11 protein-coding genes are annotated in these 14,904 nt (G+C 52.2%); 2 read left to right on the plus strand and 9 right to left on the minus strand.

Features of this window, described 5'->3' with window-relative positions:
* Window positions 1-3 precede the first annotated feature (3 nt).
* From nuoH to lrhA, 8 genes are all read right to left on the minus strand, one after another.
* Window positions 4-981 (minus strand): NADH:ubiquinone oxidoreductase subunit H, encoded by a 978-nt coding sequence (gene nuoH / locus SF2358; RefSeq protein NP_708164.1) that lies wholly within the window; start codon window positions 979-981, stop codon window positions 4-6.
* Window positions 978-3,704: an NADH dehydrogenase subunit G gene (nuoG, locus tag SF2359; protein ID NP_708165.2), complete on the minus strand. Its 2,727-nt coding sequence runs from the start codon at window positions 3,702-3,704 to the stop codon at window positions 978-980. Before nuoG ends, nuoH begins: the two co-directional genes overlap by 4 nt.
* A 52-nt stretch (window positions 3,705-3,756) precedes the next feature.
* Entirely contained in the window at window positions 3,757-5,094 is a 1,338-nt protein-coding gene (gene nuoF, locus SF2360) for an NADH dehydrogenase I subunit F (RefSeq protein ID NP_708166.1), read from the minus strand.
* Entirely contained in the window at window positions 5,091-5,591 is a 501-nt protein-coding gene (gene nuoE, locus SF2361) for an NADH dehydrogenase subunit E (RefSeq protein ID NP_708167.1), read from the minus strand. The genes nuoF and nuoE overlap by 4 nt, the downstream gene beginning before the upstream one ends.
* Window positions 5,592-5,593: 2 nt before the next feature.
* Window positions 5,594-7,396 carry a bifunctional NADH:ubiquinone oxidoreductase subunit C/D gene (gene nuoC / locus SF2362; protein NP_708168.1) on the minus strand — a complete coding sequence of 601 codons (1,803 nt, stop codon included), beginning with the start codon at window positions 7,394-7,396 and terminating at the stop codon, window positions 5,594-5,596.
* Between the two features lie 93 nt (window positions 7,397-7,489).
* A complete protein-coding gene (gene nuoB, locus SF2363; RefSeq protein ID NP_708169.1) occupies window positions 7,490-8,152 on the minus strand; it encodes an NADH dehydrogenase subunit B in 663 nt (220 codons plus the stop codon).
* A gap of 15 nt (window positions 8,153-8,167) precedes the next feature.
* Window positions 8,168-8,611 carry an NADH:ubiquinone oxidoreductase subunit A gene (nuoA, locus tag SF2364; RefSeq protein ID NP_708170.1) on the minus strand — a complete coding sequence of 148 codons (444 nt, stop codon included), beginning with the start codon at window positions 8,609-8,611 and terminating at the stop codon, window positions 8,168-8,170.
* A gap of 631 nt (window positions 8,612-9,242) precedes the next feature.
* Window positions 9,243-10,181, minus strand: coding sequence for a DNA-binding transcriptional repressor LrhA (gene lrhA / locus SF2365; RefSeq protein ID NP_708171.1), 939 nt, complete (start codon window positions 10,179-10,181; stop codon window positions 9,243-9,245).
* 918 nt (window positions 10,182-11,099) lie between these two features.
* On the opposite strand from lrhA, the gene SF2366 reads away from it, so the two are divergent.
* Both SF2366 and SF2367 read left to right on the plus strand, forming a co-directional pair.
* Window positions 11,100-12,317, plus strand: coding sequence for an aminotransferase (locus tag SF2366; protein ID NP_708172.1), 1,218 nt, complete (start codon window positions 11,100-11,102; stop codon window positions 12,315-12,317).
* 83 nt (window positions 12,318-12,400) lie between these two features.
* The gene (locus SF2367) at window positions 12,401-13,000 is read left to right on the plus strand and encodes a 5'-deoxynucleotidase (RefSeq protein NP_708173.1); all 600 of its coding nucleotides are present in this window, start codon (window positions 12,401-12,403) and stop codon (window positions 12,998-13,000) included.
* A gap of 58 nt (window positions 13,001-13,058) precedes the next feature.
* Here SF2367 and yfbS read toward each other — a convergent pair whose 3' ends face one another.
* Window positions 13,059-14,891, minus strand: coding sequence for a transporter (gene yfbS, locus SF2368; protein NP_708174.1), 1,833 nt, complete (start codon window positions 14,889-14,891; stop codon window positions 13,059-13,061).
* Window positions 14,892-14,904: the final 13 nt, after the last annotated feature.

Raw genomic sequence — 14,904 nt, forward strand, 5'->3', positions numbered from 1 at the left:
CCCTTATTGCGCCTGCCAGAGAATGACAGCCGCCGTTACCAGCAAGTTGATCAGCGTCAGCGGCAGGCAGATTTTCCAGCCGAAGGACATTACCCGGTCATAACGCGGACGCGGTAACGACGCACGAATCAAAATGAACATCATCATAAAGAACGCGGTTTTCAGCGCGAACCAGATGAATGGCGGTAACAACGGGCCTTGCCAGCCACCGAAGAACAGCGTCACCATCAATGCAGAGATGGTCACAATCCCGATGTACTCACCCACGAAGAACAGACCGAACTTCATACCGGAATATTCAATGTGGTAACCATCCGCCAGTTCCTGCTCGGCTTCCGGCTGGTCAAACGGGTGACGGTGACACACCGCCACGCCCGCGATGGCAAAGGTAATAAAACCAAAGAATTGCGGGATGACGTTCCACACATGCGCCTGGCTGTTGACGATGTCGGTCATGTTGAATGAACCGGCCTGCGCCACCACGCCCATCAGGGAAAGCCCGAGGAACACTTCGTAGCTCAGGGTCTGCGCAGAAGCACGCATCGCACCCAGCAGCGAGTATTTGTTGTTACTTGACCAGCCCGCAAACAGCACCGCGTAAACCGCCAGACCTGCCATCATCAGGAAGAACAAAATCCCGATGTTCAGGTCGGCAACCACCCAACCCGGACTGACTGGCACAATTGCAAAGGCCAGCAGCAGCGAGGTAAAGGCAATCATCGGTGCCAGGGTAAAGATGACGCGATCCGAGAATTTCGGGATCCAGTCTTCTTTAAAGAACATTTTGATCATGTCCGCAACCAGCTGGAGCGAACCGCCCCAGCCAACACGGTTAGGTCCATAACGGTTCTGGAACAGACCCAGCAGGCGACGTTCGCCAAAGCTCATGAATGCCCCACAGGTGACAACCACCAGCAGGATCACCACCGCTTTGAGGATGGTCAGCAGGATCTCAATCAGTTCCGGTGATATCCAACTCATTGTTGTGCCTCCTTGAGATCCTCAAGATGCGCGCCAGCCAGCACCGGAGCAATGCCGGACATACCCATCGGCAAGCCCACCTGCCCTGCCGTCAGTCCTTCGGCGATTTCAACCGGCAGCGTGACCGTGTTGCCATCGTAACTAAAGGAGACGCGTGTACCTGCGTTCACACCCAACTTCGCGGCATCCGCTGGGTTGAGTTTGATGTACGGCTGCGGCATACGGCTCTGGAAGACCGGAGCACGCTGTGACAATTCATCGCTGCCAAACAGGTGGTAGTACGGCGCGATACGCCATTTCCCGTCCTGCGGCTGGAAGCGTGCCGGTACGCTGGTGAAGTAATCCAGACCGTTTTCGCTGGTTTCAAACAGACGCACGCCCGGATCGCCAAAGCGCAGTTTGCCGCCCACTTCGTCCTGGAATTTGTTCCACGCCTGCGGGGAGTTCCAGCCCGGCGCCCAGGCAAACGGCACTTGCGAACGGTGCGCGGTCGGCTGGTTGTTACCTTCCATCGAGAAGGTGAACATGGTGTCAATATCCTGCGGCTGACGCGGCTCATGAACGCTGATATTGGCGCGCATGGCGGTACGACCGCTGTAACGGTGCGGTTCACGGGCCAGTTTCTGCCCACGAATACGGAATGTCGCATCCGGCGCAGCATCTTTGATACCCGCCAGTTCTGGGATTTTCGCCACAACAGCGTCAATTACATGGTCGAGCTGCGTCCAGTCCACTTCACGGCTCAGCAAGGTGCTGTGCAGCGAGTGCAGCCAGCGCCAGCTTTCCAGCATGACAGTTTTGCTGTCGTAATAAGCCGGATCGTAAACCTGGAAGAAACGTTGGGCGCGACCTTCATTATTAATTACCGTACCGTCGCTTTCAGCAAAGCTGGCAGAGGAAAGCACCAGATGGGCGTTTTCCATGATCGCTGTGCGTTGATGATCAACCACCATCACCAGCGGCGCTTTAGCCAGCGCAGCATTCACGCGGGTAGCAGAAGCGTAACGATGCAGATCGTTTTCCAACACCACCACCGCGTCGGCGCGTCCGGTTTCCAGTTCGGTTAACGCTTCTTCAAGCGAACCGCCACCCATAATGCCCAGCCCCATGCTGTTGACGGAACGGGCAATCATGGTGATACCAACGTCAGCGCCGCGACCTTTCAGGGCTTTCGCGACGTTAGCCGCAGCCTGAATCACCTCTATGCTACCGGCGTTCGTCCCGGAGATAATCAACGGTTTCTTCGCACCTGCCAGTGCCTGCACGATGACGTCGATTTTGTTTTGCAGCTCAGGTTCGATACCGTCAACCGCTGGTGCGGAGTTATCCAGCGCATGGGCGATGGCAAAACCTAAACGCGCCTGATCTTCAACCGGTGCGCGGTAAGTCCACGCCGCGATATCATCCAGACGAGTGTCATCAACGTTGGTAACAAACAGCGGATGCTTCGCACGTTGACCGATGTTGAGGATTGCCGCAATCTGCCAGTCAGCCACTTTCTGTGCTGCAGCCATTTCGCGCGCTTTACCTTTCACCGCCTGACGCACTGCCAGTGCGACGCGCGCGCCGGTCTGGGTAACGTCTTCGCCCAGCACCAGTACCGCATCGTAAGATTCGATTTCGCGCAGAGCCGGAGTATAAATGCCGCCTTCACGCAGCACTTTCAGCGCCAGTTGCAGACGTTCCTGCTCACCGTGAGCGATACCGGTGTAGAAGTTTTCTTCGCCCACCAGTTCACGCAGCGCAAAGTTGCTTTCCACGCTGGCACGCGGAGAACCAATACCGATCACTTTCTTCGACTGACGCAGAATATCTGCCGCGCCCTGCATTGCCTGTTCGGCGTTGAGGGTAATGAAATCATCGCCACGACGCTGTACTGGCTGACGCGGACGATCCTTCAGGTTGACGTAACCGTAACCGAAACGACCACGGTCGCAGAGGAAGTAGTGGTTTACCGTACCGTTGTAACGGTTTTCGATACGACGCAGTTCGCCGTAACGTTCACCGGGGCTGATGTTACAGCCGATGGAACATTGCTGGCAGATGCTCGGCGCAAACTGCATATCCCATTTACGGTTGTAACGCTCGGAGTGCGTTTTGTCGGTAAATACGCCGGTCGGGCAAATTTCGACCAGGTTACCGGAAAATTCGCTTTCCAGCGTGCCGTCTTCCGGGCGACCGAAGTAGACGTTGTCGTGCGCGCCATAAACGCCCAGATCTGTACCGTCAGCGTAATCTTTGTAGTAACGCACACAGCGGTAGCAGGCGATGCAGCGGTTCATTTCGTGAGAGATGAATGGCCCCAAATCCTGATTACGGTGGGTACGTTTGGTGAAACGGTAGCGACGGAAGCTGTGTCCGGTCATCACGGTCATATCCTGAAGATGGCAGTTACCGCCTTCTTCACATACCGGACAGTCGTGCGGGTGGTTGGTCATTAACCACTCGACCACACTTTCACGGAACTGTTTCGCTTCTTCGTCGTCAATGGAAATAAAGGTGCCATCGGAAGCCGGTGTCATACAGGACATCACCAGGCGACCACGCGTGTCTTCCGCGTTTTGGTATTGCTTCACCGCACACTGGCGGCAAGCACCGACGCTTCCCAGCGCCGGATGCCAGCAAAAGTAAGGAATATCAAGGCCCAGAGACAGACAAGCTTCCAGCAGGTTGTCCGCTCCGTTGACCTCGTATTCTTTGCCGTCTACATGAATTGTAGCCATTAGCATGCTTCCAGTTTTCTCGGTCAGGGACCGAGCGTTAATCGAAATTCGGTTACCAGCGCTCTTTCAGCAGGTTCGGCTGAATCCCATTAATCAAATGGGTATTGCTGAACGGCTGTTTGATTCCCGCCTCAAATTCTTCGCGGAAATATTTGATGGCGCTCTGTAACGGCTCCACTGCACCAGGTGCGTGGGCACAGAAAGTTTTACCCGGGCCTAAGAATCGACACAGTTGCTCAAGTGTTTCGATATCGCCCGGCTGGCCTTCGCCACGCTCCAGCGCACGCAGAATTTTCACGCTCCACGGCAGACCGTCGCGGCACGGCGTACACCAGCCGCAGGACTCACGGGCGAAAAACTCTTCCAGGTTACGCACCAGCGACACCATGTTGATCTCATGGTCAACCGCCATCGCCAGCGCCGTACCCAGACGGCTGCCCGCTTTACCGATACTTTCGAATTCCATCGGCAGATCAAGGTGCGCTTCGGTCAGGAAGTCAGTCCCCGCGCCGCCTGGCTGCCAGGCTTTAAATTTCAGACCATCACGCATACCACCGGCGTAATCTTCGAGGATCTCGCGTGCGGTGGTGCCGAACGGCAGTTCCCACAGTCCCGGATTTTTCACCCGACCGGAGAAGCCCATCAGCTTGGTGCCAGCATCTTTACTTTTCGAGATGTTCTGATACCACTCCACGCCGTTAGCGAGGATCGCCGGAACGTTACACAGGGTTTCGACGTTGTTGACACAGGTCGGTTTGCCCCATACGCCGGAGGTTGCCGGGAAGGGGGGTTTCGAGCGTGGGTTAGCACGACGCCCTTCCAGGGAGTTGATTAACGCTGTTTCTTCCCCGCAGATGTAGCGCCCTGCCCCGGTATGGACGAACAGTTCGAAGTCGAAACCTGTTCCCATAATGTTTTTGCCAAGCAAGCCCGCTTCAGTGGCTTCGGCAATGGCGCGGCGCAGATTTACTGCCGCTTCGATATATTCGCCACGCAGGAAGATGTAGCCACGGTAAGCTTTCAGCGCAAACGCGGAGATGAGCATACCTTCCACCAGCAGGTGCGGCAGTTGCTCCATCAACAGGCGGTCTTTATAGGTGCCCGGCTCCATTTCATCGGCGTTACACAGCAGGTAACGGATGTTCATGGATTCGTCTTTCGGCATCAGGCTCCACTTCAGGCCAGTCGAAAAGCCCGCGCCGCCGCGCCCTTTCAGACCAGCGTCTTTTACCTGATTAACGATTTCGTCCGGAGACAGCCCGGTCAGCGCCTTACGCGCCCCTTCGTAACCGTTTTTGCTGCGGTATTCGTCCAGCCACACTGGCTGTTTGTCATCGCGCAGACGCCAGGTCAGCGGATGCGTTTCGGGAGTACGGATAATGTTTTTCATTTATACCGCTCCAGCAGTTCAGGGATCGCTTCCGGGGTCAGATGCGCGTGAGTGTCCTCATCGATCATCATGTTTGGCCCTTTATCACAGTTCCCCAGGCAGCAAGTTGGCAGCAGCGTAAAGCGGCCATCAAATGTCGTTTGCCCTGGTTTGATGTTCAGCTTTTTCTCGAGCGCCGCCTGAATACCCTGATACCCGTTGATATGACAGACCACGCTGTCGCAATAACGGATCACATGGCGACCAACCGGCTGGCGGAAGATCTGACTGTAGAACGTTGCCACACCTTCGACGTCGCTTGCCGGAATACCCAGCACATCGGCGATCGCGTGGATCGCACCATCCGGCACCCAGCCACGCTGCTTCTGAACGATTTTCAGCGCTTCAATGGACGCCGCACGCGGGTCTTCGTAGTGGTGCATCTCGTGCTCAATCGCTTCACGCTCTGCCGCACTCAGCTCAAAAGCCTCGGTTTGTGGTTGTTGATTCTCGTGCATAATTAGCGGTCCACATCTGACATAACAAAATCGATACTGCCCAGATAAACAATCAGGTCAGACACCAGGCTGCCGCGGATCGCCGCCGGAATTTGCTGCAAATGCGCATAACTCGGCGTGCGGATACGAGTGCGATAACTCATGGTGCTACCGTCGCTGGTCAGGTAGTAACTGTTGATCCCCTTGGTCGCCTCAATCATCTGGAAAGATTCATTGGCAGGCATCACCGGCCCCCACGACACTTGCAGGAAGTGGGTGATCAGGGTTTCGATATGTTGCAGCGTGCGCTCTTTCGGCGGCGGCGTGGTCAGCGGGTGATCCGCTTTGAACGGGCCTTCCGGCATGTTGTTGAGGCACTGCTCAAGAATGCGCAGACTCTGGCGCAGCTCTTCCACTTTCAGCATTACGCGGGTGTAGCAGTCAGAAACACCACCACCAACCGGGATTTCAAAGTCGAAGTTTTCATAGCCAGAATAAGGACGCGCCTTACGCACGTCGAAGTCGATCCCGGTAGCACGCAGGCCCGCGCCAGTGGTGCCCCACTCCAGCGCCTCTTTCGCGCCATAGGCGGCAACGCCCTGGGAACGACCTTTCAGAATGGTATTTTGCAGCGCCGCTTTCTCGTAAGACGCCAGACGTTTCGGCATCCAGTCGAGGAACTCACGCAGCAGACGATCCCAGCCGCGCGGCAGGTCGTGCGCTACGCCGCCAATACGGAACCACGCCGGGTGCATACGGAAACCCGTGATCGCTTCCACCAGATCGTAAATTTTCTGACGATCGGTAAAGGCGAAGAACACGGGCGTCATTGCGCCGACGTCCTGAATAAAGGTCGAGATGTACAGCAGGTGGCTGTTGATACGGAACAGTTCGGAGAGCATAACGCGAATGACGTTAACGCGATCCGGCACGGTGATCCCGGCCAGTTTCTCTACCGCCAGCACGTAAGGCATTTCGTTAACGCAGCCGCCGAGGTATTCAATACGGTCGGTATACGGAATGTAGCTGTGCCAGGACTGGCGCTCGCCCATTTTCTCCGCACCACGGTGGTGGTAGCCGATGTCTGGTACGCAGTCGACAATCTCTTCGCCGTCGAGTTGTAAAACGATACGGAAAGCCCCGTGCGCCGACGGGTGGTTCGGACCGAGGTTGAGGAACATGAAGTCCTCATTTTCGGTGCCGCGCTTCATCCCCCACTCTTCCGGTTTGAAGGTCAGGGCTTCCATCTCCAGATCCTGTTTGGCTTTGGTCAGCTCAAACGGCGAGAATTCGGTAGCGCGTGCCGGGTAATCTTTACGCAGCGGGTGACCTTTCCAGGTTTGCGGCATCATGATGCGGCGCAGGTTCGGGTGACCGTCGAAAGTAATGCCAAACAGATCCCAGGTTTCACGCTCATACCAGTTAGCGTTCGGGAACAGTTTGGTGAAGGTCGGTACGTGCAGGTCGTTTTCTGCCAGCGCCACCTTCAGCATGATGTCGCGGTTACGATCGATAGAAATCAGATGGTAGAAAACGGAAAAATCCGCGGCAGGTAACCCTTCGCGGTGTGTGCGCAGACGTTCGTCCATGCCGTGTAAGTCAAACAGCATGACGTAAGGTTTCGGCAGTTTCTTTAAGAAATCGCCAACTTCCAGTAATTGTTCACGCTTGATCCACACAACGGGAACCCCGGTGCGAGTCGCCTGAACAGTAAAGGCATCCGGCCCAAAACGGTTGCGCAGTTCGCCAATTACCGGATCATCAAGATGATCGCGGGTCTGCCAGGCGGGTTCTTGCGCGGTTAAGTCGGTCATATTGTTCACCATTGCAAATGGTCCGTGGTGACTGTCGGCGCAGTAAGCTTCGCGAAATAGATTTAGGAATAAGCGAAGAAAAATCCCTTTGCCGACAGGCGCAAATTAAATCTCGTCAGGTGTACGCAGGTTGGTTACGGCAATGCGTTCACCGCGCTTGCGTTCGCGCTCTGATTGCATATTGGCGCGATAAACGCCCTGATCGCCAACCACCCAGGAGAGCGGACGACGTTCTTTGCCGATAGATTCCTGCAACAGCATCAGTGCCTGCATGTACGCTTCAGGACGCGGCGGGCAGCCCGGGATATACACATCAACCGGGATGAATTTATCGACGCCCTGCACAACGGAATAAATATCGTACATACCACCAGAGTTGGCACAGGCACCCATTGAGATAACCCATTTTGGTTCCAGCATCTGGTCATACAGACGCTGAATAACCGGTGCCATTTTGGTAAAGCAGGTTCCTGCAACCACCATCAGGTCAGCCTGACGCGGCGAAGCACGCAATACTTCTGCGCCAAAACGCGCCACGTCATGCACCGCGGTAAACGAAGTCACCATCTCAACGTAACAGCAGGAAAGACCGAAGTTATACGGCCAAATTGAGTTTTTACGACCCCAGTTAACCATGTCATTGAGCTTGCCCATAAACACGTTTTTGTTAACTTCTTGCTCCAGAGGGTCGGTTACGATCTCCTGCTTTTGCAGGGGGTAACGGTCGTTCTCACCGTTGGGATCTATGCGGGTGAGCGTATAATCCATCTTAATGCCTCGCGGTTAGCGTTGACGATTAGCGATACTGTTCGTTTCCGGGTTCATACGCTCGCGGCGTGAACGCGCGGGCGTCCAGTCCAGCGCGCCAATACGCACCAGATAAACCAGACCTGCCAGTAACACAAAAATAAAAATTGCAGCTTCCACAAAGCCTACCCAGCCGCTTTCGCGGATAGAGGTTGACCATGCGAACAGATACAGCGCTTCAACGTCGAAGATAACGAAGAACATGGCCACCAGATAAAACTTGGCGGACAGGCGTAAGCGGGCGGAGCCGACCGAGTCGATACCGGATTCAAACGGCACGTTTTTCGACCTCGCGCGTGCGCGACCGCCTAAAAACCAACCGCCTACCAGCATCAGGCAACACAGGCCAATGGCAACGATAAGAAAGATAGCGAATGCCCAGTGATGAGCGATGACTTCAGTGGATGTTGACATACTCATTGCTTACTCATCAAAAGTAGCGCCAGATTCACTGCTCTTCACGGCAGATGGACGCCACATCGATTCATGGGGAGGAATAAAAAAAACCTTACAATAACTGTAGAAATTCTTTTATACAGCTAATTGATGTGGTCTTTTACTCCTTTCTATAACCTTTTGTCAACTTTAACAAAAGCTTCTTCACATTAGTTTACATAATATCAACACCATTAGCATTTAATGCCCTTTCAGGCGGAGATCCTTGACGACTCCAGGATAATTAGATGTTGTTGAATCGTGTCCGTTGTGAAGCAATGGAAAAAATACGGGTCTATTTTGACAGGAATTTGTGTCGATTCCTCCCCCCAAAAGAGAGTATTTTCTTGATCTGTGACACGCTTTTGTTATTCCATAACAAAAACGCAGCAACAGATTTACGTATTTTTTAACATCATTGTAGCAGGTGATTTTTTTCAGGCGATTATTTGTGCATTCGGGACGTGAATCTCTGGTGATTGAAAAATAAACAGTTTTGTACGTTCTGCACTATGCGAGGAAGGATTTTTACTAAAAAAAAGCCGCTGGGGTTTAAAACACCCCCAGCGGCTCGTTTTTTACACTATTGTCTCAGGAATTATCTATCGTCCGTCGATTACTCGATATCCCTTTCAATCAACAATGAATCATCCCCTTCCGGAGCAGACATTGGGCTGTATTGCCACGGATTATGGTAGCTCTCCATCGCCTGATAGATCACCTGGGCCAGCTCATTATTACTGGACGGGTCATAGCACAGCAAATATTCGGTATCAGGTAGCGGCGGTAAGCCATCTACTCCACTCAGCACACGCAGGTCCGGGCTCATCATCTCAACCGGCCTTGCCGTCACGCCAAGACCGGCTTTCACTGCCGCACGAACGGCCGGAAGCGTCGAGGCGACATAAGCCAGTCGCCATGGAATATCTACTTTATTAAGCGTCGCCAGCACCATATCGCGAAACGGACTTGGATCATCCAGCAATACAAGAGGGATCGGCTCGCCTTTTTGCAATACGTATTCCGCTGCGCAGTACCAGTGTGTTGGCGAGGTACGCAGGTTCAATGCCTTAAACGCTGAAGGACGATGGGTGGTTACCATCAAATCCACTTCCTGGGATTCCAGCATTTCTGCCATATAGGCATTACGTTTAACGCGGACATCCAGCGCTAATTTCGGATAAACCGAACTCACGCGATTTAACAGGAAAGGTAAGATCGTATCGGCAGATTCATCTGAAGCACCGATAGTTAACACGCCCTGAAGATTACTGAACATTAATGATGAGCAGGCCTCATCATTAAAACGCAGGATTTTCCTGGCGTAACCAAGAAGTTGAATGCCATGTTCAGTTAACAGTTTGTTGCGACCGTGACGAGCGAACAGTTCTTTCCCAACGAGTTGTTCCAGACGCTGCATTTGCTGACTTACGGCGGACTGAGTACGACACACAGCGGCAGCTGCGGCAGCAAAAGTGTTCAGATCGGCAACAGCAACAAATGTTCTCAGCAGATCGAGGTCGAGGTTAATTATCGGACGATTTGCACTTATCATATATTATCACTTACTGGCGGCTCATACTGAGCTGGTTAATGCTGTGCACACACAAACAAGCAATTCCATTTGTAATGTGCCTCCCTGGCAGTTTCATCCGGAACCCGGACGAAAGTAAAAATGCATATGAGTTGCACTAAAAAAGCGACTCACATTGTTCCGTTATAATGCCTGAAGTAGATCACAGAATATATCTTCAGGGATCGCATATCTATTAAGTTACTCACTCTTTTCTATTTATGACATGCGCGTGTTTGTATAAATGTAAATGTGAGTCCTTGTTCCACTCTCGTGCAGCATCGCTGGTCATACGCGAACACGTACAAACAGCAATGGTGAAGCGGCATCAAGAGCAGGGATCCGTCATTTATGCGAGCATTTTACCCCAAAAACCTTTTATTTATAAGGGTCATTGCGAATTATCTGATGCAAAGTTATGTTATGTTAGGCAAAGTAATCTTCTATTATTAATAAGCACATCAAAACCTTTTTGAATATTAAATAATAATTAATTAGCATCATCCTCATTCATTAATTCCGCTTAACAATAGTTTCACACCTTACCCCCATTGCGACACCTCGGAAATCATCACGCTGTTAAACTCTCCGTAATGCGGAAATATCATCATCGCGTTTCATTAGTGAATTCTTAAATGAGGCATTTTCACACAATTATCTTACAGATAAAAAAACCAGACTTGCAATTAAGAATTAGAACAATTCACTATATAACATTGCATGTAAAGCATATAAGCCTCATTATTTGTCATTATTAAGTTATTAACAGCACAATCGAGCCTTCCCCTCTGGCAAAATCTTATTCTGCAGACCTTCAAAACACCGTCCTGGGGGAGTACATTGTTCTAAGCTGACTTCCACGGCAGGGAGTGGCGATAACAGCAAAAAAGGTCAAGATTCATGTCCCCCATTGAAAAATCCAGCAAATTAGAGAATGTCTGTTATGACATCCGTGGTCCGGTGCTGAAAGAAGCAAAACGCCTGGAAGAAGAAGGTAACAAGGTACTGAAACTGAACATCGGCAACCCAGCCCCATTCGGTTTTGACGCGCCAGATGAAATCCTCGTTGACGTGATACGCAACCTGCCTACCGCTCAAGGGTATTGCGATTCCAAAGGGCTTTACTCCGCGCGTAAAGCCATCATGCAGCACTACCAGGCTCGTGGCATGCGTGATGTTACCGTGGAAGATATTTACATCGGCAATGGTGTATCGGAGCTTATCGTTCAGGCAATGCAGGCATTGCTGAACAGCGGGGACGAAATGTTGGTTCCTGCACCAGATTACCCACTCTGGACCGCGGCGGTTTCGCTTTCCAGCGGTAAAGCGGTGCATTATCTTTGCGATGAATCCTCTGACTGGTTCCCGGACCTCGATGATATTCGCGCTAAAATTACGCCTCGTACGCGTGGGATTGTTATTATCAACCCAAATAACCCAACCGGCGCGGTATATTCCAAAGAGCTTTTAATGGAGATTGTGGAGATTGCACGTCAGCATAATCTCATTATCTTCGCCGATGAAATTTATGACAAAATTCTCTACGACGATGCTGAGCATCACTCAATTGCGCCGCTGGCACCTGACCTGCTGACCATTACCTTTAACGGACTGTCGAAAACGTACCGCGTTGCAGGCTTCCGTCAGGGGTGGATGGTGTTGAACGGGCCGAAAAAACACGCCAAAGGCTACATCGAAGGTCTGGAAATGCTGGCTTCAATGCGCCTGTGTGCTAACGTTCCTGCGCAACACGCCATTCAGACCGCGCTGGGTGGTTATCAGAGCATCAGTGAATTTATTACCCCTGGCGGTCGTCTTTATGAGCAGCGTAACCGCGCGTGGGAACTGATCAACGATATTCCGGGCGTTTCCTGCGTGAAACCTCGTGGTGCGCTGTATATGTTCCCGAAAATCGACGCCAAACGCTTTAACATTCATGACGATCAGAAAATGGTGCTGGATTTCCTGTTGCAGGAAAAAGTTCTGTTGGTGCAAGGGACGGCATTCAACTGGCCGTGGCCGGATCACTTCCGCATTGTCACGCTACCGCGTGTCGATGATATCGAGCTGTCTTTGAGCAAGTTCGCGCGTTTCCTTTCTGGTTATCATCAGCTGTAATCTTAATTTCACTGCCGGAGATTGCATCCGGCAGTGTTATCCCGCCACAATGACCTGATGATGTCATCATACGTAAGGTCACTATGAAACAGAGCCATTTTTTTGCCCATCTCTCCCGCCTGAAACTCATTAACCGCTGGCCGCTAATGCGCAACGTGCGGACGGAAAATGTGTCCGAACACAGTTTGCAGGTAGCGATGGTCGCCCATGCGCTGGCAGCTATCAAAAATCGGAAATTTGGCGGTAATGTCAACGCCGAACGTATCGCTTTACTGGCGATGTACCACGATGCCTCAGAAGTGCTCACCGGCGATCTCCCTACTCCGGTGAAATACTTCAATGCGCAAATCGCTCAGGAGTACAAGGCTATTGAAAAAATCGCTCAGCAGAAACTGGTCGATATGGTTCCGGAAGAACTGCGGGATATCTTTGCGCCGTTAATTGACGAGCATGCATATAGCGATGAAGAAAAATCGCTGGTGAAACAGGCAGATGCACTGTGTGCATATCTGAAATGTCTGGAAGAACTCGCGGCCGGAAATAATGAATTCTTGCTGGCAAAAACGCGACTGGAAGCGACGCTTGAAGCGCGTCGCAGCCAGGAGATGGACTACTTCATGGAAGTATTTGTTCCCAGCTTCCATCTTTCGCTCGATGAGATTAGCCAGGATTCACCGCTGTAAGCAGCCGGAGTCTGCGTCGCATCAGTCAATAAGCGCCGGATGCGACATCAGGCTCTTGTCAAAACGGAAACAGCATCGGGATCATCACCACACAAACCGCCATCACGATAATGGTGAACGGTACCCCCAACTTCACAAAGTCACTGAAGCTGTAATTTCCCGGACCTAAAACCAGGGTGTTAACAGGTGAAGACACCGGTGTCATAAAGGCGGCGGATGCTGCCATCGCCACGACCATCGCAAATGGATAAGGCGACACTCCCATCGTTTTGGCAGCAGCCAGCGCAATCGGAGCCATCAACACCGCCGTCGCGGTATTAGAGATAAACAGCCCAATAACCGCCGACAAGACAAACAAACACCCCAGCATCATATGTGGCCCATAACCGCCGCCAATATCCATCAGCCCTTTCACCGCCAGCGCGACACCTCCCGTTTTCTGTAATGCCACAGCAAACGGCATCATCCCAACGATCAAAATAATGCTCGGCCAGTGAATGGATTTATAGGCGCTTTCAGCATCTATACAGCGGAATTTCCCCATCAGCAGGCAGGCGATGATAGCGGCAACAGGATTAGGAATTTCATTTGTCAGCATTAACGCCACCATTAGCACCAGACAGAAAATGGCATGGGGTGCCTGGCTGTGCGCGGGCGATGCTTCACTCACCTCTTCCGGTAAGTTCAGCGCTACGAAGTCGCGGCCCTGTTTGGCCAGCATACCGATCAGTTTCCAGTTACCCACAACCAGGATGATATCGCCCAGCAGCAGAGGCTCATCCGCCAGCGAACCTTCCAGCGCCACGCCATTGCGCTTGAGCCCCACCACATTCAGTCCGTAGCGGGTACGAAAACCAATTTCGCGCACCGATTTACCAATCAGTTCTGACTCAGGAATTAATGAAATCTCTGCCATGCCCACATCAAGGGCCTGGTCAGAAAAATACTCGCCGCGCAGTACCATCGGCTCCAGCAATTGCTCACTACAAAATTGCCGGAGATCGACATCAGCCGCAGACATATCAATAAGCAAAACGTCACGCGCGCGAAATTCAGAAACCCCATTAACGTTCACGATAACGCGACGAAAACGCCGCCAGCGTTCAACACCGATGACGTTAGCGCCATAACGCTCACGTAATTTGAGATCATCCAGCCGTTGACCTATCATTGGCGATCCGGGGCGAATAGCCAGACGTCGCGCACGCCCGGTCAGTCGATATTCACGGATAAGATCGCGAAAGGTTCGACGCGTCCAGCCTTCGCGCTGCGGGGTCTGGGTATCCCCTTTCAGCATGAAACGCATCACTAACATATACAAAATACCCAGCACCAGCACGACCAGGCCAATAGGTGTTACGCTAAAGAAACTGAAGCCGTGATAGCCTTCACGCAGCAATTCACTGTTGACTACCAGGTTCGGCGGCGTCGCCACCAGCGTCATCATGCCGCTAATCAGCCCGGCAAAACTTAACGGCATCATCAGACGTGACGGCGAAGTTTGCATACGCATGGCAACGCTTAACACCACGGGAATAAAGATAGCGACAACGCTGGTTGAACTCATAAACGCGCCAAGCCCCGCGACGGTCAGCATCAACAAAACCAACATTTTGATTTCACTGTTGCCCGCCACTTTGACCAGCCATGTTCCCATTACGGTGGCAACACCGGTACGGACCAAACCATCGCCAATAATAAACAAGGCGGCAATCAGGACAACGTTAGGATCAGAAAAGCCGGAAAATACTTCGGGGACCGTCAGCGTTCCGCTTAATGCAAACGCGACAATAACAAACAAAGCGACCGCATCCATACGCACTCTGCCCGTCGCAAACAAGACGATGGCAACGGCCAGTAATGAAAGAACCCAAATCAATTCACCGTTCACAACTTATCCTTGT

This window comes from Shigella flexneri 2a str. 301, assembly GCF_000006925.2.
Taxonomy (GTDB): Bacteria; Pseudomonadota; Gammaproteobacteria; order Enterobacterales; family Enterobacteriaceae; genus ECMA0423.

Excerpts from the sequence above, each read along its gene's own strand:
- nuoH (NP_708164.1), bottom strand. The coding sequence starts at position 981 with ATGAGTTGGATATCACCGGAACTGATTGAGATCCTGCTGACCATCCTC.
- nuoG (NP_708165.2), bottom strand. The coding sequence starts at position 3,704 with ATGGCTACAATTCATGTAGACGGCAAAGAATACGAGGTCAACGGAGCG.
- nuoF (NP_708166.1), bottom strand. The coding sequence starts at position 5,094 with ATGAAAAACATTATCCGTACTCCCGAAACGCATCCGCTGACCTGGCGT.
- nuoE (NP_708167.1), bottom strand. The coding sequence starts at position 5,591 with ATGCACGAGAATCAACAACCACAAACCGAGGCTTTTGAGCTGAGTGCG.
- nuoC (NP_708168.1), bottom strand. The coding sequence starts at position 7,396 with ATGGTGAACAATATGACCGACTTAACCGCGCAAGAACCCGCCTGGCAG.
- nuoB (NP_708169.1), bottom strand. The coding sequence starts at position 8,152 with ATGGATTATACGCTCACCCGCATAGATCCCAACGGTGAGAACGACCGT.
- nuoA (NP_708170.1), bottom strand. The coding sequence starts at position 8,611 with ATGAGTATGTCAACATCCACTGAAGTCATCGCTCATCACTGGGCATTC.
- lrhA (NP_708171.1), bottom strand. The coding sequence starts at position 10,181 with ATGATAAGTGCAAATCGTCCGATAATTAACCTCGACCTCGATCTGCTG.
- SF2366 (NP_708172.1), top strand. The coding sequence starts at position 11,100 with ATGTCCCCCATTGAAAAATCCAGCAAATTAGAGAATGTCTGTTATGAC.
- SF2367 (NP_708173.1), top strand. The coding sequence starts at position 12,401 with ATGAAACAGAGCCATTTTTTTGCCCATCTCTCCCGCCTGAAACTCATT.